Source organism: Curtobacterium sp. MCBD17_030, assembly GCF_003224255.1.
Classification (GTDB): domain Bacteria; phylum Actinomycetota; class Actinomycetes; order Actinomycetales; family Microbacteriaceae; genus Curtobacterium.
The window spans coordinates 165,048-183,543 of record NZ_QKLI01000005.1; the positions used below are offsets into that span (position 1 = coordinate 165,048).

The 18,496-nt window shown below is 72.0% G+C and carries 17 protein-coding genes and 1 tRNA gene; 4 read left to right on the forward strand and 14 right to left on the reverse strand.

Features of this window, described 5'->3' with window-relative positions; genetic code table 11:
* Positions 1-36: 36 nt before the first annotated feature.
* On the reverse strand, positions 37-345 hold the full coding sequence (locus DEI89_RS07125; protein WP_110903341.1) for a hypothetical protein: 309 nt from the start codon (positions 343-345) through the stop codon (positions 37-39).
* Positions 342-1,232, reverse strand: coding sequence for a mycothiol conjugate amidase Mca (mca, locus tag DEI89_RS07130; protein ID WP_181421539.1), 891 nt, complete (start codon positions 1,230-1,232; stop codon positions 342-344). The genes DEI89_RS07125 and mca overlap by 4 nt, the downstream gene beginning before the upstream one ends.
* 195 nt (positions 1,233-1,427) lie before the next feature.
* Here mca and DEI89_RS17620 point away from each other — a divergent pair, with 195 nt between their 5' ends.
* Complete coding sequence (locus DEI89_RS17620) at positions 1,428-1,787, forward strand: DUF4307 domain-containing protein (protein WP_181421540.1); 360 nt, start codon at positions 1,428-1,430, stop codon at positions 1,785-1,787.
* A gap of 102 nt (positions 1,788-1,889) precedes the next feature.
* Positions 1,890-2,378, forward strand: coding sequence for a transcription elongation factor GreA (gene greA / locus DEI89_RS07140; protein WP_110903343.1), 489 nt, complete (start codon positions 1,890-1,892; stop codon positions 2,376-2,378).
* Positions 2,379-2,481: 103 nt separating this feature from the next.
* Here greA and DEI89_RS07145 read toward each other — a convergent pair whose 3' ends face one another.
* The 3 genes from DEI89_RS07145 to DEI89_RS07155 form a co-directional block, all read right to left on the reverse strand.
* Positions 2,482-2,715: a DUF6611 family protein gene (locus DEI89_RS07145; RefSeq protein ID WP_110903344.1), complete on the reverse strand. Its 234-nt coding sequence runs from the start codon at positions 2,713-2,715 to the stop codon at positions 2,482-2,484.
* A gap of 92 nt (positions 2,716-2,807) precedes the next feature.
* Positions 2,808-4,052, reverse strand: a complete 1,245-nt coding sequence (gene ilvA, locus DEI89_RS07150) for a threonine ammonia-lyase (protein ID WP_110903400.1) — start codon at positions 4,050-4,052, stop codon at positions 2,808-2,810.
* 46 nt (positions 4,053-4,098) lie between these two features.
* Positions 4,099-5,355 carry an AI-2E family transporter gene (locus DEI89_RS07155; RefSeq protein ID WP_258368813.1) on the reverse strand — a complete coding sequence of 419 codons (1,257 nt, stop codon included), beginning with the start codon at positions 5,353-5,355 and terminating at the stop codon, positions 4,099-4,101.
* A gap of 73 nt (positions 5,356-5,428) precedes the next feature.
* Here DEI89_RS07155 and DEI89_RS07160 point away from each other — a divergent pair, with 73 nt between their 5' ends.
* Entirely contained in the window at positions 5,429-6,694 is a 1,266-nt protein-coding gene (locus DEI89_RS07160) for a winged helix-turn-helix domain-containing protein (RefSeq protein WP_110903346.1), read from the forward strand.
* Positions 6,695-6,748: 54 nt separating this feature from the next.
* Here the strand turns inward: DEI89_RS07160 and DEI89_RS07165 are convergent, their stop codons facing one another.
* A complete protein-coding gene (locus DEI89_RS07165) occupies positions 6,749-7,330 on the reverse strand; it encodes a LemA family protein (protein ID WP_110903347.1) in 582 nt (193 codons plus the stop codon).
* 271 nt (positions 7,331-7,601) lie between these two features.
* On the opposite strand from DEI89_RS07165, the gene DEI89_RS07170 reads away from it, so the two are divergent.
* Positions 7,602-9,977, forward strand: a complete 2,376-nt coding sequence (locus tag DEI89_RS07170) for an Ig-like domain-containing protein (RefSeq protein WP_181421541.1) — start codon at positions 7,602-7,604, stop codon at positions 9,975-9,977.
* Positions 9,978-10,139: 162 nt separating this feature from the next.
* Here DEI89_RS07170 and DEI89_RS07175 read toward each other — a convergent pair whose 3' ends face one another.
* The 8 genes from DEI89_RS07175 to DEI89_RS07210 form a co-directional block, all read right to left on the reverse strand.
* Complete coding sequence (locus DEI89_RS07175; protein WP_181421542.1) at positions 10,140-11,462, reverse strand: threonine/serine exporter family protein; 1,323 nt, start codon at positions 11,460-11,462, stop codon at positions 10,140-10,142.
* A gap of 180 nt (positions 11,463-11,642) precedes the next feature.
* Positions 11,643-11,716, reverse strand: a tRNA-Leu gene (locus DEI89_RS07180).
* A 94-nt stretch (positions 11,717-11,810) separates the two neighbouring features.
* Positions 11,811-13,283 carry an NAD(P)/FAD-dependent oxidoreductase gene (locus tag DEI89_RS07185; protein ID WP_110903349.1) on the reverse strand — a complete coding sequence of 491 codons (1,473 nt, stop codon included), beginning with the start codon at positions 13,281-13,283 and terminating at the stop codon, positions 11,811-11,813.
* A 44-nt stretch (positions 13,284-13,327) separates the two neighbouring features.
* Complete coding sequence (locus tag DEI89_RS07190; protein ID WP_110903350.1) at positions 13,328-13,876, reverse strand: DUF501 domain-containing protein; 549 nt, start codon at positions 13,874-13,876, stop codon at positions 13,328-13,330.
* 35 nt (positions 13,877-13,911) lie between these two features.
* Positions 13,912-14,451, reverse strand: a complete 540-nt coding sequence (locus DEI89_RS07195; protein WP_258366137.1) for a septum formation initiator family protein — start codon at positions 14,449-14,451, stop codon at positions 13,912-13,914.
* A 348-nt stretch (positions 14,452-14,799) separates the two neighbouring features.
* Complete coding sequence (gene eno / locus DEI89_RS07200; RefSeq protein WP_110903351.1) at positions 14,800-16,083, reverse strand: phosphopyruvate hydratase; 1,284 nt, start codon at positions 16,081-16,083, stop codon at positions 14,800-14,802.
* A gap of 97 nt (positions 16,084-16,180) precedes the next feature.
* Entirely contained in the window at positions 16,181-17,425 is a 1,245-nt protein-coding gene (gene hisS, locus DEI89_RS07205) for a histidine--tRNA ligase (protein WP_110903352.1), read from the reverse strand.
* A 216-nt stretch (positions 17,426-17,641) separates the two neighbouring features.
* On the reverse strand, positions 17,642-18,463 hold the full coding sequence (locus tag DEI89_RS07210; RefSeq protein ID WP_181421543.1) for a MazG family protein: 822 nt from the start codon (positions 18,461-18,463) through the stop codon (positions 17,642-17,644).
* Positions 18,464-18,496 lie beyond the last annotated feature (33 nt).

An 18,496-nucleotide genomic window follows, 5' to 3' on the forward strand; every position in this document is an offset into this window, starting at 1 on the left:
GCCGGTGGGGAGCCTCCCGTCCCTCAGCGCGTCGCGTCAGCCGCGCTCGGTGTCGTCGCCGACGTCGGCCCGGCCGTCCTCGGCGACACGACGCGCCGGCTCGTCCGTCACGGCACCGTCGCCGGAGTCGCCGGCGACCTCGGCCTCCAGGCGCTCCCGGATCTCGGCGCGGTAGCGGGTCCGGCGGATGCGTCGGGTCATGTCGACCACCAGCAGGATCGTCACGATGGCGACCAGGGCGATCGCGACGAAGCCGGCGACCCCCGGGGTGACGTCGACGTCCGGGACACCACTCGGGCTCGGACTGGGGGTGGTGGCGGCCAGTACCGCGGCGATGGTGCTCACGCGTGTGCGTCCTCTTCGGATGGGATGCCTGCGAACAGGTCGGACTCGGGGAGCTCGGTGGGGACCCGGGACTCGACGAGCTGGTAGTCCTCGGTCGGCCAGACCTCGGCGAGCAGGTCGTTCGGCCAGAAGAAGAAGGGACTGTCCGGCGGCACCTGGCTGGCGTGTGCGCGGAGCGCGGCGTCGCGCGCGTCGAAGTACTCGTGCACGTCGACGTGCGACGTGGCGAGGTCCGGGCGGTCCGCGAACCGCTCCACCCACTCGCCGAGCTGCTCGAGGAGCGGGTTGTCGGGCTCCCGCTCGCGCAGCGCCTCGTGGAAGGCGGTGATCCGGCGCGGGTTCATCGTGCGCTCGTAGTAGAGCTTCGAGACCGACCAGGCCGGGCCGGCATCCGGGTACGTCTCGGGGTCGGCGGCATCGCGCCAGGCGGCGACCGAGACCTCGTGCGTCCGGATGTGGTCCGGGTGGGGGTACCCGCCGTTCTCGTCGTAGGTGACCAGGACGTGCGGACGGAAGCGCCGGATGACGCGGACCAGTGCCTCGGTGCTGTACTCCAGCGGCACGGTCGCGAAGGTGCCGGGCCGGACGGTCTCGCCCTTCTCGGCGTCGGGCAGACCGGAGTCGTGGTACCCGAGCCACACGTGGTCGATGCCGAGGGCTGCCTGCGCTGCGGCCATCTCGGTACGCCGGAAGCCGGCCATGTCGCGGTGCGCCCGGGCCTTCGCGGTGTCCGGGAGCTGCTCGTTGAGGATGTCTCCGGCCTCACCACCCGTGCACGAGACGACGAGGACCTGGGCGCCGTCGGCCACGTACTTCGCCGCCGTGGCCGCTCCCTTGCTCGACTCGTCGTCGGGGTGGGCGTGCACGGCCAGCAGACGATGGGGCACGGCGTTCCTTCACAGCTCGCGGACTTGCGGTCGCGGGTGGCGCACGGCGAGCGTGAACTACCCTTGGATCAGGATAATCACCCCGGGAGCCCCGAACTGTCCGATCAGCACCACGCCCCAGCAGGCGGAACCGAACGCGGTACGTCCGCCGTCCTCGACGACCGGACGTCGCTCGACGACCGGTACGGACGCAGCGTGGACACCCGGCGGCGCGGCAAGCTGCTCGCCGTCGTGATCGCGGCGGCCATCGCGGTCGTGTTCGCCGTCTGGGTGATCTGGGCAGGCCCCGGTCAGACCACGCACGGGCTCGACACCGACGACGTCGGGTACGAGGTCCTGTCCGACCACAGCGTCGTCGTGCACACCCAGGTCGCCGTCGACCCGGGCACCCGTGTGGAGTGCGCGGTGCAGGCGCTGGACAAGTCGTACACGATCGTCGGATGGCGGGTCGTGACGCTGCCCGCGGAGGATCAGCGTGACCGCTCGATCTCGACGCAGGTGAAGACGACGACGCGGGCGGTCACCGGGTTGATCCACTCGTGCTGGGTTCCCTAGACTGCTCGGAATCACGAATCGAGACCGGCCGCCGGCCGGTCTCGATTCTTTTGCGCCACACGCCGTGACCGGTCCCGACCACCACGGCCGAAGGGAAACGACATGAGCAACGACACGCAGGGCACCTGGCTGACCCAGGAGGCGTTCGACCGTCTCACCGCCGAGCTCGAGCAGCTCACCGGCCCGGCCCGCATCGAGATCGCGAGCCGCATCGAGGCCGCCCGTGAAGAGGGCGACCTCAAGGAGAACGGCGGCTACCACGCCGCGAAGGACGAGCAGGGCAAGATCGAGGCCCGCATCCGGTCGCTGACCGAGCTCCTCAAGCACGCCACGGTGACGGAGGCCGAGTTCGACGGCACCGTCGAGCCGGGCACCGTCGTCACGGCCACCATCGCCGGCGACCCGTCGACGTTCCTGGTGGGCAACCGCGAGATCGTCGCCGAGGGCTCGGACCTCACCGTGTACAGCCCGGTCAGCCCGGTGGGCGCCGCGATCCTCGGCCTCCGCACCGGCGGCAAGACCTCGTACACCGCGCCGAACGGCAAGGAGATCGCGGTCGAGGTCACGAACGTCGAGCGCTACGAGCCCTAGGCCGTCGCTGCCGTCCGGCACCTGACACTCCAGCCCGGCGTGCGCTCTCCCTCGCGCACGTCGGGCTGTTGCGTGTGCGCGCTCGTGCCTGCCCATCGAGTGGTCACCTCACCCCGGTCCAGGCCACCGTGGCCGCTCCCGCCACCACCAGGCCCGCCAGCGGCCATGCGTGCGCGAACCGGAGCAGCAGGCGTTCGTGTCGGTCCGTGCCGGGCGGGTGGACGACGAGTGTGCGGGTCTCCCACGTCGTGCGGCCGACCGGGCGGACGTCGAGTCGACCCGAGCGGTGCGCTCCGTCGACGATCCGCGTCCGGACCCCGTCGACCGTGGCCGACATCGATCTGGAGGCCCGTGGCACGTCCGGCGTGAGCCGGACGCCGGAGCCGGGGCGGGCCTCCAGGACGGCCGCTGCCGCCGCGCGGCGATCCGTCAGTTGGTGAGCTGCTCCGGGCGGAACCCGGCTTCTTGCAGACGCGCCATCACCTCGTCCGCGTGGCCGGGTCCACGCGCCTCGATGGACAGGTCGAGGGCCACCTCGTTGATGACGAGTCCCTGGCCGTGGCGGGTGTGCAGGACCTCGACGACGTTCGCACCGGCGTCCGAGATGATCTGGGACACGCGGGCCAGCTGGCCCGGGCGGTCCGGCAGCATGATCCGGATGCCGATGTAGCGCGACGCCGCGACGAGGCCGCGGGTGATGATCCGCTCCATCATGAGGGGGTCGATGTTGCCGCCACTGAGCAACACCACGGTCCTGCCGGTGTCGTGCACGGCGCCGGACATGATCGCGGCGACGCCGACCGCTCCGGCGGCCTCGACCACGAGCTTCGCGCGCTCGAGGAGCACGAGCAGGGCCCGGGCGGTGTCGTCGTCCGAGACGGTGACGATCTCGTCGACCAGGTCGCGGATGATCGGGAAGTTCATGTCGCCCGGACGTGCGACCGCGATGCCGTCGGAGATCGTCGGCGAGGTCGTGATCGTCAGCGGCTCCCCCGCGACGATCGACGACGGGTAGGCGGCGGCGTTCTCGGCCTGCACGCCGATGACCCGGATCTCGCGGCCCAGGCGTTCGGCGAGGCCCTTGACGGCGATCGCGATGCCGGAGATGACGCCGCCGCCGCCGATCGGGACGACGACCGTGTCGACGTCGGGGACCTGGTCGACGATCTCGAGTCCGAGCGTGCCCTGGCCGGCGATCACGGCGGGGTGGTCGAACGGCGGGATGAAGACCGCTCCGGTGCGGGCCGCGAACTCCTTCGCGGCGGACAGCGCCTCTTCGACGGAGTGCCCGCGGAGCACCACGTCGGCGCCGTAGCGGCGGGTGGCCTGCAGCTTGGGCAGGGCGACGCCCACCGGGGTGAAGATCGTGGCGGGGATGCCGAGTTCACGGGCGGCGAAGGCGACCCCCTGCGCGTGGTTGCCGGCGCTGGCGGCGACGACGCCGGCCTCCCGTTCGGCCGCCGACAGGGTCGACAGCCGGTTGTAGGCGCCGCGGACCTTGTACGCACCGGTGCGCTGCAGGTTCTCGCACTTCAGGTGGACGGGCGAGCCGAGCAGTCCCTCGAGGAACTTCGACGTCTCCATCGGGGTGACCCGTGCGACCCCGGCGATCGTCGCGCGCGCCGCCTCGATGTCGGCGAGCGTCGGGATCGGGGGCGCAGTCGTGTCGGTCACGATCCCATCATCGTCGGTCGCGGACTCCGCGGCTGCCACGTGACGCTCAGTTGGTGCTGGCGGTGCCGGGCTCGGCGGCTGGCTGCGCGTCGCTGCCGGGCGCCGGGACGTCGTCGCCGACCTGGTGCCGTCGTCGCCGCAGCAGCTGGATCCTGCCGTGCTGACCGTGCTTCGGGGTCGCCTCGAGCACGTGGTCCGAGTCGAGTCCACGCCAGCGACCGCTCGCGATCGTGGTGACCATCGCGTTCAGGGTGGCGATCAGCGGGACGGCGAAGAACGCACCGGCGATGCCGGCCAGACCGGAGGCTGCGGTCACGCCGAGCACGACGGCCAGCGGGTGCACCTTGACCGCGTTGCCCATCACGAGCGGCTGCAGGATGTGGCCCTCGATCTGCTGCACGAGCAGGACGACACCGAGCACCAGGAGCGCGGCCAGCGGGCCGTTGAAGATCAGAGCGACGAAGACGGCGAGGAAGCCGGTGACGATCGCACCGACGACGGGGATGAAGGCGCCGAGGAACACGATCGCGGCGATCGGGATGACCAGGGGCATTCCGCCGAAGAACAGGCCGACGATGAACGCACCCAGGCCGATGCCGACCGCGTCGACGAAGGCGACGAAGATCTGCACCCGGATGAAGCTCGTCAGGGTGATCCAGCCGGCGACGCCCGCACCGTCGACGGTCGCCCGGGCCTTGCGCGGGAACAGCCGGACCGTCCAACGCCAGACGTTCTTGCCGTCGATGAGCAGGAAGATCGTGGTGAACAGGATGATGAACAGCGCCTCGAACACGTGCGTGGCGCTCGAGCCGGCGCTCGCGACGCCCGACAGGATCGTGCCGGAGTTGTCCTGCACCCACTTGGTGGCCTCGTCGAGCCAGGTGTTGACGTCTTTCTGTGAGATCCCGAATCCGGAGTTGAGCACGAACGACCGGACGTTGCCGTACTGGGACACCGTCCGGTCCCGCAGCGACGGGTACGAGGCGACGATCTGGTCGATCACGAGCCACACGAGGGCGGCCACCGCGGCGAGCCCGCCGAGCAGGCTGATGATGACAGCGAGCGACTTCGGGACGTGCCAGCGCTGCAGCCGGTTCGAGAGCGGCACGAGCAGGGCGGAGATCACGACGCCGATCAGGAAGGGGATCAGGATCTCGCTGAAGATCGTCATCAGCCAGATGAAGAGGGCGATGACGCCCGCGATGACGAGCACGCGCCACGAGAACGCCCCCGCGATGCGCATGCCGAGTGGTACCGAATCCTCGACCACGGGGTCGGGATGAGTCTTCTTGCCCCATGCCATTCCGCCACTGTAGCCACGCGGAACCGGGCAGGTGCCGGTCCGGGCGTCGGCGGGGATCGGTAGCGTTCCCGTCATGGTCAGGACGACGCTCTCCGCTGCCGAGGCCCGCCGCGTCGCCCTCGCCGCGCAGGGGTTCGGCCGGACACCCTCGGCGGCGGTCCCGTCGCCTTCGACGGCGGTCCCGTCGCCTTCGGGCTCGCCGGCGGTGCTCGTCCCGAACCGGGCGGTGTCGGCCGGCCTCGCCCGACTCGGTGTGCTGCAGATCGACTCCGTCAACGTCTTCGAGCGCAGCCACTACCTGCCGCTCTTCGCCCGGCTGGGTCCGTACGACAAGGGCGCCCTCGACCGGCTGACGCTGACGCAGCGCAGCCCCTGGATCGAGTACTGGGCTCACGAGGCGGCGTTCGTCCCGCGTGATGACCTCCGGCTGTTCCGGTGGCGGATGGACGCCTACCGGCAGCGTGACACGACCAACCCGCTCCGGATCCCCGGCGTGGAACGCACTGCCCGGGTGCGCGACGAGCTCCTGGCCCTGCTCGCCACCGAGGGACCGATGCCCGCGAGTGCGGTCGAACACGAGTCCAACGTCCGACGGGGCCCCTGGTGGGGCTGGAGCGACGTGAAGCACGCGCTCGAGCAGCTCTTCCGCTGGGGTGACGTCGTCAGCGCGGGACGGTCCGGGTTCGAGCGGGTCTACGCCCTGCCGCAGCAGGTGCTGCCGTCGGGGTACTTCGCGACCGCACCCAGCCGGGCCGACGCCGTCCGGGAGCTGGTCCGCCGCTCGGCCCGGGCCGTGGGCGTGGGCACCCGCGCCGACCTCGCCGACCACCACCGACTGCGTGCGGACGACACCGCTGCCGCGATCGCCGACCTGCAGGACGCCGGCGAGCTGGTCCCGGTCACGGTCGAGGGCTGGCGGGACCGGGCGTGGATGCACGTCGACGCCCGGGTGCCGCGTCGGGTCGAGGTCGACGCCGTCCTCAGCCCCTTCGACCCGGTGGTGTGGTTCCGTCCGCGGGCCGAGCGGCTGTTCGGCTTCCACTACCGGATCGAGATCTACACGCCCGCGCCGAAACGGGTGTTCGGGTACTACGTGCTCCCGGTGCTGCAGGACGACGCCCTGGTCGGGCGGGTGGACCTGAAGAGCGATCGGCAGCGCGGCGTCCTGCACGTCCGGACGGCGTGGCACGAGCCCGGAGCCGTGATCGACGTCGAGCGGCTCGCAGCACTGCTCCGGCGGACGGCGGCGTGGCAGGGGCTCGACGGGGTCGAGGTCACCGACCGCGGAACTGCGGCACGCGCACTCGCCGCAGCGCTCGGAGTCACTCCCCGGCCCTGACGGCGCGTGCCGGGGACTCGACGGCGCGTGCCGGGGACTCGACGGCCGGGACCGCTAGAACTGCACCCGCGGCGGCTCGGCGATGGCGGCCGGCTCGGCGGTCTCGAAGAACGGCGCCGGCCCGACGCCCCGACGCTTCGCGATGCTCGAAGCCGGGAACGACTTGACCTTGGTGTTGAGTTCGCGCACGCCACCGTTGTAGTGCCGGCGGGCGGACTGGATCTTGTCCTCGGTGGACACGAGCCGCGACTGCAACTCGAGGAAGGACTGGCTGGACTGCAGCTGCGGGTACCCCTCGGCCACGCGGAACACGCTCTTCAGCGCCTTCTGCATGTGCCCCTCGGCAGTGGAGGCGGCGACGGCGTCGTGCGCAGCGAGTGTCTCGGCCCGGGCGTCGGTGACGGCGGTCAGGACGGACTTCTCGTGCGCCGCATGACCCTGCACGGTGTCGACGATGGTGGGGAGGAGCTCGGCGCGTTCGTGGAGCTGCGCGGCGATCTCGGCCCAGGCCGTGTCGACGCGCTGCTGCAACGCGACGAGGGACTTCTGGCTGGACCAGAACCAGATGCCGATCACCACGAGGACGACGACCACAACGCCGATCACGATGAGCGTCGTGACGAGTCCGGTGTCCATTCGGGCGTACTCCTTTGCGCGTCGGGCCGCAGTTGCGTGCGGACCTCCGCAGCCCGCTGTCGGACCTCAGCGGTCCGGATCGATCTTACCGAGCGCCTCGGAGCGACCTCGCCGCTCGCCGATCTTCACGGCCGATTCCCGAGTGACGCACACCGGGCTCGCGGACCGCGTCCGGAGGGGGCCCCGATCGACGCACGGAAGGGCACGGATGATGCGGAACCGGGGTGTTCCGCCGCGCGGGGTGTTGACCGGAGGGCCCGGATCGCATGGGATGGACAGGATGGACACGGGCGGGGACAACGTGCAGCACCAGGACGTCGGGGGCAACGTCCGTCGTCGACGATCCCGGAGGACTGCCGCCCGGTCGCTCGTCACCATCGTCGGGCTGGTGCTCCTGCCCCTGGTGTCCGTTCCCGCCCTCGCGACGACCACCACGCTCCCCGGCGCCGGGACCGGAGCCGGCATTGGAACGGTGGACGCGCCGCAGCCGTCCCCGACGCAGCCTCCCGTCTACTCCAACCCGGTGCCCGCGCCGGCGCCCGGCCCGGGGGACGCCTCGAGCCCGGTCCCGACGAACACCCCCATCCCACCGTCCGGCGGTACCCCGACCGCGCCGACGATCGTCGACCCGGGGGACATCACGACCGCCCTCGCGCGGTTCGCCGGTCGTGCGACACCGGGCCACCAGGTCCGCGTGGCCGAGCCCGCCGTCCCCTCGGCGTCGGTCTGCCGCGCCACCGCGACGCCCGGCGGGACCTGGTCCTGCGTCGGGACGGTGCGCTCCGGCCCGGCCCAGGTCTTCACCGTCCTGGACATGACGGCGTCCGCGCTGCCGAACGCCGATGCGGCACCGTCGGACGTCATCGTGCCGCCGACCATCGACGCCCGGCGCCCGACCACGGGGACCGTCACCGGCACGGGCCTCCCGGGTGCCACCGTGACCGTCGGCCGGGCCGGCTCCTCCGCCGCGCTCACCGCGGTCGTCACCGCGGCCGGCACCTGGGCGGCTCGATGGGGCACCGGCCCGGGCGCACCGGCCGAGGGCAGCGTCAGTGTCAGTGCCACGCAGACCGCGAGCACCGCGACCGGGTACCGATCGGACCTCCGGAGTGCCGCCTCGGCCGCTCGGACCCTCGTCGTCGACCGGACCGCCCCGGCCGCGCCGCGGATCACCGCGCCGGCCGGATCGGCCCCGGGCAGCACGCAGGGGGTCCGGATCACCGGGACGGCCGAGCCGCGCACCGTCGTCACCGCCTACGTCGACTCGACCGCGGTCTGCCGGGCGTCCGTCGCCGCGGACGGATCGTGGTCCTGCCGCGCAGCCGACAGCCTCCGCGCCGGGTCCCACATGGCCCGTGCGGTGGCCCAGGACGAAGCGGGCAACACCTCGTCCGCGGCGACCGCCGTCGCGTTCCGCGTCTCCCGCGGCGCCTCCGTCGACGCCGCCAGCTCCCCCGGCACCACCCCCGGCAGCGGCGCCGGAGGTGGCGGCGCGCACGGCAGCGGCACCGCCCCGGCCCACGGATCGGGCTCCGACACGGCCGACGGGTCCGGCATCGGCAGGGCCGGAACCGGGTCGAGCGACGACGGTACGTCCGGCAGCGCGCTGCCCGGCGGTGGCGCCGGCGGTTCCGGCAGCCACGGCGGCCGCCCCGACTGGACGGGTCCCGCCGGCGACTGGACCGTCGCCACCGGGTACGACCACGCCGTGCCCACCATCCAGTCCGCGTCCTCGTGGCGCACCCTCGCCGTCGCGGCCGGCGTCGCCGCCGTGTTCCTCCTGCTCGTCGCCGGCCCGGTCCGCGTCCTCGCTGGCGCCCTCCGCGAACGGGCACCCCTGCGGGCCGCCCGGTTCACCGGCCGCAACCGCACCCGCTCCGAACGTCGCCACGGCGACGACGCCGTGGCGAGCTGGGTCACGGTCACCCTCGGGATCGCCGTCGCCGGGGTGCTCACGCTCCTCGGGACCGGCATCGCGCTGGAGGCACGCTACGTCCGTCTCGCGATCGGCGTCGTCGCCGGCGTCGCCGTGCTCAGCGCCGGGGTCGTCCTCGCCACCCGCTGGACCGCGGGCGAAGACCGACACACCGTCACGTACCAGCTGTCCCCCGGCCTGCTCCTCGCAGCGGTCCTGGCGAGCGGACTGACCCGCGCCGCCGACCTCTCCCCCGCCCTCGTCGTCGGGGTCCTCCTCGTCCCGGTCGCCCGCACCGACGTGGGCACCGCCGCCATGCACCTCGGACGGGGCCTCGCCGCGTGTGCGCGGAGTGCCTTCTGGCGCTCGGTGGCACTGCTCGTCCTCGCGGTCGTCGGATGGGTGCTGCACAGCCTCACCCCGGCCTCCGGGTTCGCAGGGTCGCTCGTCTCCGAGTTCGCCAGCACCCTCTGCGTCGGTGGGCTCGGTGCTCTCGTCGTCACGCTGCTGCCGCTCCGGGGGACCGCGGGTGCCGCGCTCGCCTCGGTCTCGCGACCGAGCTACGCGGCCCTCACGGCGGTCGGCGTCGGCCTGGCCGCAGCGGTCTACTCCGGCACGGCCGGCACCCACGTCCCGGTCGCCGCCATGGCCACCGGGGTCGGCGTGGTGCTCGTGGCGGCCGCGGCCGCCTGGGCGTGGCTCCGGTTCGACGGGGCCGGTATCCGGTCTTGAGGCGCCCGGCAACAGTTGCCGGTCACTTTGCCTGTCTGCCTGTCGGTCTGTCGGTCTGTCGGTCTGTCGGTCTGTCTGCCTGACTGGCTGACTGCCGGGAGGCTCGGCACGAGCCCGCCACGGGCCTCCCGTCCCGCCATCGGCGGTGTCCCGGGACCGGGCTCAGTGCGTGGGGGCCGAGCGGGCGAACAGGCCGGGCAGGAGGCCACCGATCTTCGTGCCGACGCAGAGGCTGACGAACGTCGCGAGCGGCGTCGCGAGCGCTCCGGCGTCGAAGGTCGCCACCGCGACCAGGCCGACCGTGCCCGGGACGAGCAACAGGAACGCGGGTCGGAACGACACCGTCGCCGGGATGACCGGCACCATCCGCTCCAGCACGCGCGTCGCGACGAAGAGCAGTGCCGCGGCCAGGCCGGTCGCGACGACGCTGCCGCTGAACGGGGTCAGCCACGAGACGACCGCGTAGGCGGTGACCATCACGACGACCGAGGCCGCGGTGAGGCGCCACCCCGAGCCGAAGACCAGGCTGATGCCGGTCGCCAGGACCACGACGGCGACCCACGACACCCAGAGGGCCGGGACCGCCTCCCAGCCCGCGCGGTCCGTGCCGATGCCGGCGACCTCGCCGACGAGCGCCGCGGACGTCGGGTCGACGCGCAGCCCGGTGACGGCGCTACCGGCCGCGATGCCCGCCGCCATGAAGCCGAGCATGATGAGGCCCTGCATCAGCCGCGCCGAACCGGTGACGATGTCGGCTGCCGTGAGTTCGAGCAGCGCGTTGGTGATGAGCGCTCCCGGCACGAACACCGCGACCGGCGCGCAGACGGCGTAGAGGGGGACGTGGTCGAACCCGGTGCTCGCAGCGACGAGCCCGACGACCGCGGTCGAACAGAAGGCCGCCAGGAACGGGACGACGGCGACGGCCTCCCGGAAGCGCCGGAGCAGCAGCCCGATCACCCCGACCAGCGCCCCGACGACGAGGGCCACGAGCACCGCCCACCACGGGACCCGGAACACGACGGCGAGCCCGGCCGACGTCAGCGCGTTGCCGAGCACCCACGGCAGCGGTGCCGGTGGACGGGTGCCCTGCCGGATGCTGCGGACACGGGCCGGGATCTCGGCCAGCGCGATCGCGCCGCGTTCCAGGCCGAGGACCAGACGGTTCGCGCGGGCCGACTGGCGGAACGACAGTTCGATGCCCTCGGCGTTGACGATGGTGGCGGCGCCGGTCGCGGTCTCGCTGACGATCACGAGCGCCGGCAGCACGCCGATCACCAGACCGTCGCCGACACCGGCGGCGTCGCGGGTCTTCTCGAGCGCGGACCGGACGTCGGTGACGGAGCTGCCGGCGTCCAGCAGCAGGGTGCCGAGCGTGCCGAGGAGCATGCCGATCGGGACGGTCTCGCCGTCGATGACCTCGACGTGGGCCTCGGGGCGCCGGAGGGCGTCCCGGAGGTTCGTCAGCGCACTCCCGATCCCGACCACAGGGTCAGCGTAACGAGTGGTGGCGTTCCGACGGCGCTGCCCGCCCGGTCCTCGTACCCCCGGTGGGACTCGAACCCACAACTCGGCGATGTTGAGTCCCCTACCCGTCCGTGCTCGTACCCCCGGTGGGACTCGAACCCACAACTCGGCGATGTTGAGTCGCCTACCCGTCCGTGCTCGTACCCCCGGTGGGACTCGAACCCACAACTCGGCGATTTTAAGTCGCATGCCTCTACCGATTGGGCCACGGGGGCGCACGACCGTGACGGTCGGGCCGGGACAGCCTACCGACGCCAGAGGGCGGCCACCCATCGGGTGACCGCCCTCTCGACTGCGTGCGTGCGGTCTCTACTCGGTCTTCGCCGACTCGCCGGCAGCGACGGGCTCGGCTTCCTTCGAGACGTCCTCGGCCGGCGTCGCGTACGCGGGACCGGCAGCACCGGCGGGCTGGCCGGCGGCCGGCGACTCCGCTTCCGGAGCGGCCTCGACGGCCGGCTTCGGGCGGGAGGCCCAGGCCTCGAAGGCGGCGCGGGGGGTCTCGCGGTCGTCGAGGGACGCGATGTCGCGGCCCAGGAAGAAGTTGCCGACCCAGTCGCCGACGACACGGATCTTGCGCTCCCACGACGGCATGGCCAGGCCGTGGTAACCACGGTGGGCGCCCCAGGCGAGGAAGCCCTTCATCGCGAACTTGCCGGACTGGAACACGCCGATGCCGAGACCGAGGCCCGCGACTGCGCCGAGGTTCTCGTGCTTGTAGTCGACCGTCGCCTCGCCGCGGATCGTGGCGACGAGGTTCTTGGCCAGCTGCTTGGCCTGACGGACGGCGTGCTGGGCGTTCGGGACGCACATGCCGCCGACGCCACCACCGGTGAGGTCCGGGACGGCTGCGACGTCGCCGCAGGCCCAGGCGTCGGCGATGACGGTGCCCTCGTCGACGATGCGGAGGTCGGGCTGCACGGTGATGCGACCGCGGGGCTCGAGCGGGAAGTCGGTGCCCTTGACCATGGGGTTCGCCATCACGCCGGCGGTCCAGATGATCAGGTCGGACTCGATGACCTCGATCGACTCGTCCTTGGCCTTGAGCTGGCAGACACCGCCCACGGCCGAGGCCAGCTGGGTCTCGAGGTGCACCGTGGCACCGCGTTCGGCGAGGTTCTTGAGGACCCAGTGCGAGGTCTCGAGCGAGACCTCGGGCATGATGCGGCCCATCGCCTCGACCAGGTGGAAGTGCGTGTCCTCGAAGGCGATCTGCGGGTAGCTGCTGAGCAGGTCCGACACGAAGGAGCGGAGCTCGGCGAACACCTCGATGCCGGCGAAGCCACCGCCGACGACGACGACCGTGAGCAGACGCTGACGCTCGGGGCCGGCCGGCAGGTTCGCCGCCTTGGCGAAGTTGGTGAGGATCTTGTCGCGGATCGCGGCGGCCTCTTCGATGGTCTTCAGGCCGATGGCCTCGTCCGCGACACCCGGGATCGGGAACGTGCGGGACACGGCGCCGGCCGTCATGACGATCTGGTCGTAGGACTCTTCCCAGGGCTCGCCGAGCTCGGGGGTGATCGTCGCGGTCTTGTTCGCGTGGTCGACCGCGGTGACCTTCGCGGTGACGACGCGCGTGGACTTGAGGTGGCGGCGGTGCGACACCACGGCGTGACGCGGCTCGATGGAGCCGGCGGCGACCTCGGGCAGGAACGGCTGGTACGTCATGTACGGCAGCGGGTCCACCATGACGACGTCGGCTTCGCCCTTGCGAAGGTGCTTCTCGAGCTTCCAGGCGGTGTAGAAGCCGGCGTAACCGCCGCCGACGACGAGGATCTTGGGCACGGTTCGTGTTCTCCTTGGGGTGGGGTGAGCTGCTGGGAGGCTGGTCAGTTCTCGCCGCCACCCGCCCCGACTCCGGCGTCTGCATCCTCATCATATGCCCGGCACACACACCGGGAGGGCGACCAGTCCGCGCGCTCGAGCGCGAGGTCGCCGATGGGGTTGACGCCGGGGCCGGCGGCGAGGGCGTGACCGACGAGCGCGTGCAGGCACTTGACACGGGTGGGCATGCCGCCCGCGCTGATGCCCGCGATCTCCTCGACGTGCTCGATCGACTCGCGGTCGTCGAGGTACGCCTGGTGTGCGCGGCGGTACTGCTCAGCGGTGTCGGGGTCCTCGAGGAGCGCGGCCAGTTCGGGCATGACCTGGTTCGCCTCGAGGGTGCTCACCGCCGCGGTGGCGGCGGGGTGGCACAGGTAGTACAGCGTCGGGAACGGGGTGCCGTTGCCGAGACGCGGCTTCGTGGACACGACCGTCGGGTTGCCGCAGACGCAGCGCGCCGCGATGCCGATGACGTCACGAGCGGGACGTCCGAGCTGAGCGGACACCACCGCGACGTCGTGGGCGGTCGGCGGGTCGAACGGAGGGGTCGTCACGGGGACGTGAGCCTACCGGACTCCGCGCGCGGCCCCTACTTCGGTGACGAGTCGCTGTCGGTGCTGCCGGTGCGCTCGAGTTCGCTGCGGGTCTCGTCGGACAGACCGGCCTGCATGACGGAGGACAGCAGCGACTGCACCCAGTCCACCTTCGGGGTCTGCACGGTGGAGCTGACCGGGGTGCCGGATTCAGTGGTGGGCGGCGGCGTCGCCGTGGTGCCCTTCTCGGCACCCATCACCAGGTAGCTCTCCTCGCCCGGGTACACGTAGAGCAGACGGTCGCGAGCCTGCGCCTCGATGTACGCCGGGTCGTCCCAGCGGGCCAGGTCGTGCTTCTTCTGCGCCACGTCGGCCTTCTGCGCCGCCACCTGCCGCTGCATGCCGGCGATCTGCTCCTGCTGCTGCACGAGGGTCCGGAGCGACGGCGCCAGGACGACGACGAACAGCACGATGATCGCGAGCATCAGCAGGCTGAAGCCGGAGAAGTGCAGCGAGCGGTACCAGGGCTGCGCGGAGGCGGCTCCCTCGGGCATCGCCACGGGGACGCGGCGGACTCGGGGCTTCTGGCTGGGCACCCGTCGACGATAACGCGGTGCCGGCGGTGCGCCACTCCGGCACGCGCGTGTGCCGGACCCTCTCAGGGACGGCAGCCGGCCGGGAGGCGCGCCCCGGGCCTCCCGTCCGCTCGCCTCCCGTCGGCTCGCCTCCCCGGGCTCCCGCGCCGAGACACCGGCCGTGCCCCTGAGACGCCGCGGAGGCCGCGAGACGCCGCCGGGGTCCGCGGCGTCTCGGGCACGAGGCGGCGTCTCGGGCAGACGGAGGCGTCTCGGCCGGGAGGCGCGACCCGCCTCCCGGGATCGCATCGGCCCGACACGGCGGAACGCCGCCCTCCCGGCGGGAGGACGGCGTTCCGGAGGTGCTGGTTACAGCGAAGCCGAGCGCGGGAACGCCGAGCGGCCGGCGTAGACCGCGGCGTCGCCGAGCTCTTCCTCGATACGGAGGAGCTGGTTGTACTTCGCGACACGGTCCGAACGAGCCGGCGCACCGGTCTTGATCTGGCCGCCGTCGACCGCGACCGCGATGTCCGCGATGGTGGTGTCCTCGGTCTCACCGGAGCGGTGGGACAGGATCGCCGTCATGCCGTGGCGCTGCGCGAGCGAGACCGCGTCGAGGGTCTCGGTCAGCGTGCCGATCTGGTTCACCTTCACCAGGATCGAGTTGCCGGCCTTCTCGTCGATGCCACGCTGCAGGCGCTTCGGGTTCGTGACGTACAGGTCGTCGCCGACGATCTGCAGCTTCGAGCCGAGCTCGGCGGTCAGGTGGGTCCAGCCCTCCCAGTCGTCCTCGGCCAGCGGGTCCTCGATCGTGGCGAGCGGGTAGTCGCGCGTCAGGTCGACGAAGTACTGCGTGAACTCCTGGCTCGAGAGCTGCTTGCCCTCGAACGTGTACTTGCCGTCGTGGAAGAACTCGGTGCTGGCGACGTCGAGGCCCAGCGCGATGTCCTTGCCCGGGGTGAAGCCGGCCTTCTCGATCGCGGCGAGCAGGAAGTCGAGCGCCGCGCGGTTCGAGGCGAGCTCCGGGGCGAAGCCGCCCTCGTCACCGAGGCCGGTCGCCAGGCCCTGCTTCTTCAGCTCACCCTTGAGGGCGTGGTAGGTCTCGACACCCCAGCGGAGCGCTTCCGAGAAGGACTCGGCGCCGTAGGGCACCAGGAAGAACTCCTGGATGTCGACGTTGGTGTCCGCGTGGGCACCGCCGTTGACGACGTTCATGAGCGGGACCGGCAGCGTGTGCGCGTTCGGGCCACCGAGGTAGCGGAACAGCGGCAGGTCGACCGAGTCGGCCGCGGCACGGGCGACGGCGAGCGAGGCGCCGAGGATCGCGTTCGCGCCGAGGCGGGACTTGTTCTCGGTGCCGTCGAGCTCGATGAGCGCGGCGTCGACGAGTCGCTGGTCGGTGGCGTCGAAGCCCTCGAGCGCCGGGCCGATCTCGTCGAGCACGGCTTCGACGGCCTTGAGGACGCCCTTGCCGCCGTAGCGCGAGTCGTCGCCGTCACGCAGTTCGTACGCTTCGAAGGCGCCGGTGGAGGCACCGGAGGGGACGAGCGCGCGCGAGACGACGCCGTCATCCAGGAGGACCTCGACCTCGACCGTCGGGTTGCCTCGGGAATCGAGGACTTCGCGTGCGCCTACGGCATCGATCACTGCCACTTGGTACTCCCTGTCGTTGGGTTGTTGTGGTTCACGGTCGATCCTAGCGACGCCGGTCTCGGACGACGGCGGCCTGTGGATGACCGGTGGGCGTCGATCAGGCGAGCGGCCGGAACGTGACGCCGTCGAGCGTCGTCGTGTCGGCGTCCACCGTGGCGAACGACCCGAAGCCCTGCTCCACCAGGCCGGCGAGCAGGTTCTTCATTTTCTTCGTGCGCTTCTCGAGACGCACCCGGTGGTGCGACCCGAGGGCCTCGGTCTTGAGGGCGGCGAGGCGCACCGGGTCGACGTCCTTGTCGTACACGAGCACGACGGCGTCGTCCGCGTCGGCGTCCGGCAGCGTGACCAGGTCGACGAGCCGTTCGAACCCGAGCGAGAACCCGACCGCTGGCACGTCCTGGCCCAGGAAGCGACCGATCATGCCGTCGTAGCGCCCGCCGCCGCCCAGGCTGTAACCGAAGTCCGGGTGCGCGACCTCGAAGATCGTGCCCGTGTAGTAGCCCATGCCGCGCACGAGCGTCGGGTCGAAGCGCAGGTCCACGCCCGGGAGGGCTGCCCGCAGACGCTCGAGGTCGGCGAACGCGTCGGCGTCCAGCCACGCGGCGCCGCGGACGCTGTCCCAGTCGGCGGACTCGAGCGCGCGGATGGTGTCCGCGAGTCCGGCGCCGTCGAGGTCCAGCGACTCGCCCAGCTCCTTCGCGACGCCGTCCGGCCCGATCTTGTCGAGCTTGTCGACGGTGATGAGGGCCCGGTCGGCCGCGGCCTGCTCCGTGATCCCCCACGAGGCGAGGAGCGCGAGCAGGATGCGGCGGTCGTTGATGCGGATCGAGGTCCCGGCGATGCCCAGGGCGTCGAGTGCCGCCGTGGTCGCGGTGATCAGTTCGATCTCGGCCAGCTGCCCCGGCTCTCCGAGGATGTCGATGTCGCACTGCACGAACTGGCGGTACCGGCCCTTCTGCGGCCGTTCAGCCCGCCAGACCGGCGCGATCTGCACGGCGCGGAAGACGGTGGGCAGCTCGGCGCGGTGCGACGCGTAGAAGCGGGCGAGCGGGACGGTCAGGTCGAACCGGAGGCCGAGGTCGGCGAGGTCCAGGGGTGCTCCGGCCCGCTGGAGGTCGTCGGTGGCCAGGCCGCGCTTCATCACCGCGAACGCGAGCTTCTCGTTGTCGCCACCCAGTCCCGAGTGCAGCCGGGCGGCGTCCTCGAGCACGGGCGTCTCGATCTCGTCGAACCCGTGGCGTGCGTACACACCCCGGATGACCCCGAGCACGTGCTCGCGCCGGGACTTGTCCGCGGGGAGGTGGTCTCGCATGCCCCGGGGGGCCGTCACGGTCGTCGCCATGCCGTCGATTGTCGCAGAGCACGGTGCCCGGTTGCAGCCGAGTGGTGTCCGCTGATATGCTTCATCCAGAACCTCGGCCGATGGGTGCCTGATCCACTCGTCGGTCGTCAGCGGGGGCAAGTGCTGCAATCGCCCACGCGGTTCGAGCGGGATCCCCTGACGACGTTGCTCCCTGGCGACGTCTTCTCCCGCTCGCGGGCGTCCTCCTTTTTCGGGTTAGGAGGACGCCCGCTCCTCGTCACCCTGCTGTGTCTGCGCCTGCGGCTCCTGCCCGGCTGGCACCTCCGGCTCCTGCCCGGACGGTGCCTGCACCTCCGGCTCCTGCCCGGCCAGCGCCTGCTCCGCCTGGCGAGCCGCCGTCTCCAGCAGCGTCACCGCCGCCCGCAGGCTCGCGACCGGATCGACGCCCTGCTCGTGCACCACCGCCACCTCGGCGAGCATGCCCGCTCCCCAGGCCGCGTCGACGCGACTCCCGAACGGCTGCTGCGCGGTCGCACCGGCACCGCCCGTGTCCGACCCACCGACCTGCTCGACGACACTGCCGTCCGTCACGGAGGCCACCGCCGCGTGCAACTCGCCGCGCTCCTCCAGCCGTTCGAACAGCTTCACGGCACGCTCGAGTGGCGGCATCGCCCGCGGCACCCCCGCGTACACGCTGCTGCGTCCGGCCTTCTCCGCGGCCTTCGCGGCGCGCCAGACGCGGACGACGTCCTCGACCGTGTGCGCCTCCTCGTCGCCGAACACGTGCGGGTGGCGGCGCTGCATCTTCTCGCGGACACCGTCGGCGACGTCGTCGAGGTCGAACCGTCCCTCGTGCGCGGCGATCCCGGCGTGCAACACCACCTGGTACAGCACGTCGCCGAGCTCTTCACGCAGTTCGTCGGTGTCGTCGCCGTCGATGGCGTCGACCAGTTCGTAGGTCTCCTCCACGGCGTACCGGGCGAGGCTCGCGTGGGTCTGCTCGCGGTTCCAGACGCATCCGTGCTCCGGGTCGAGCAGGCGGTCCACGACGGCGACGAGTTCGTCAACGGATGTCATGACGCCATGCTGCCACCGTCCGCTCTGCACGGA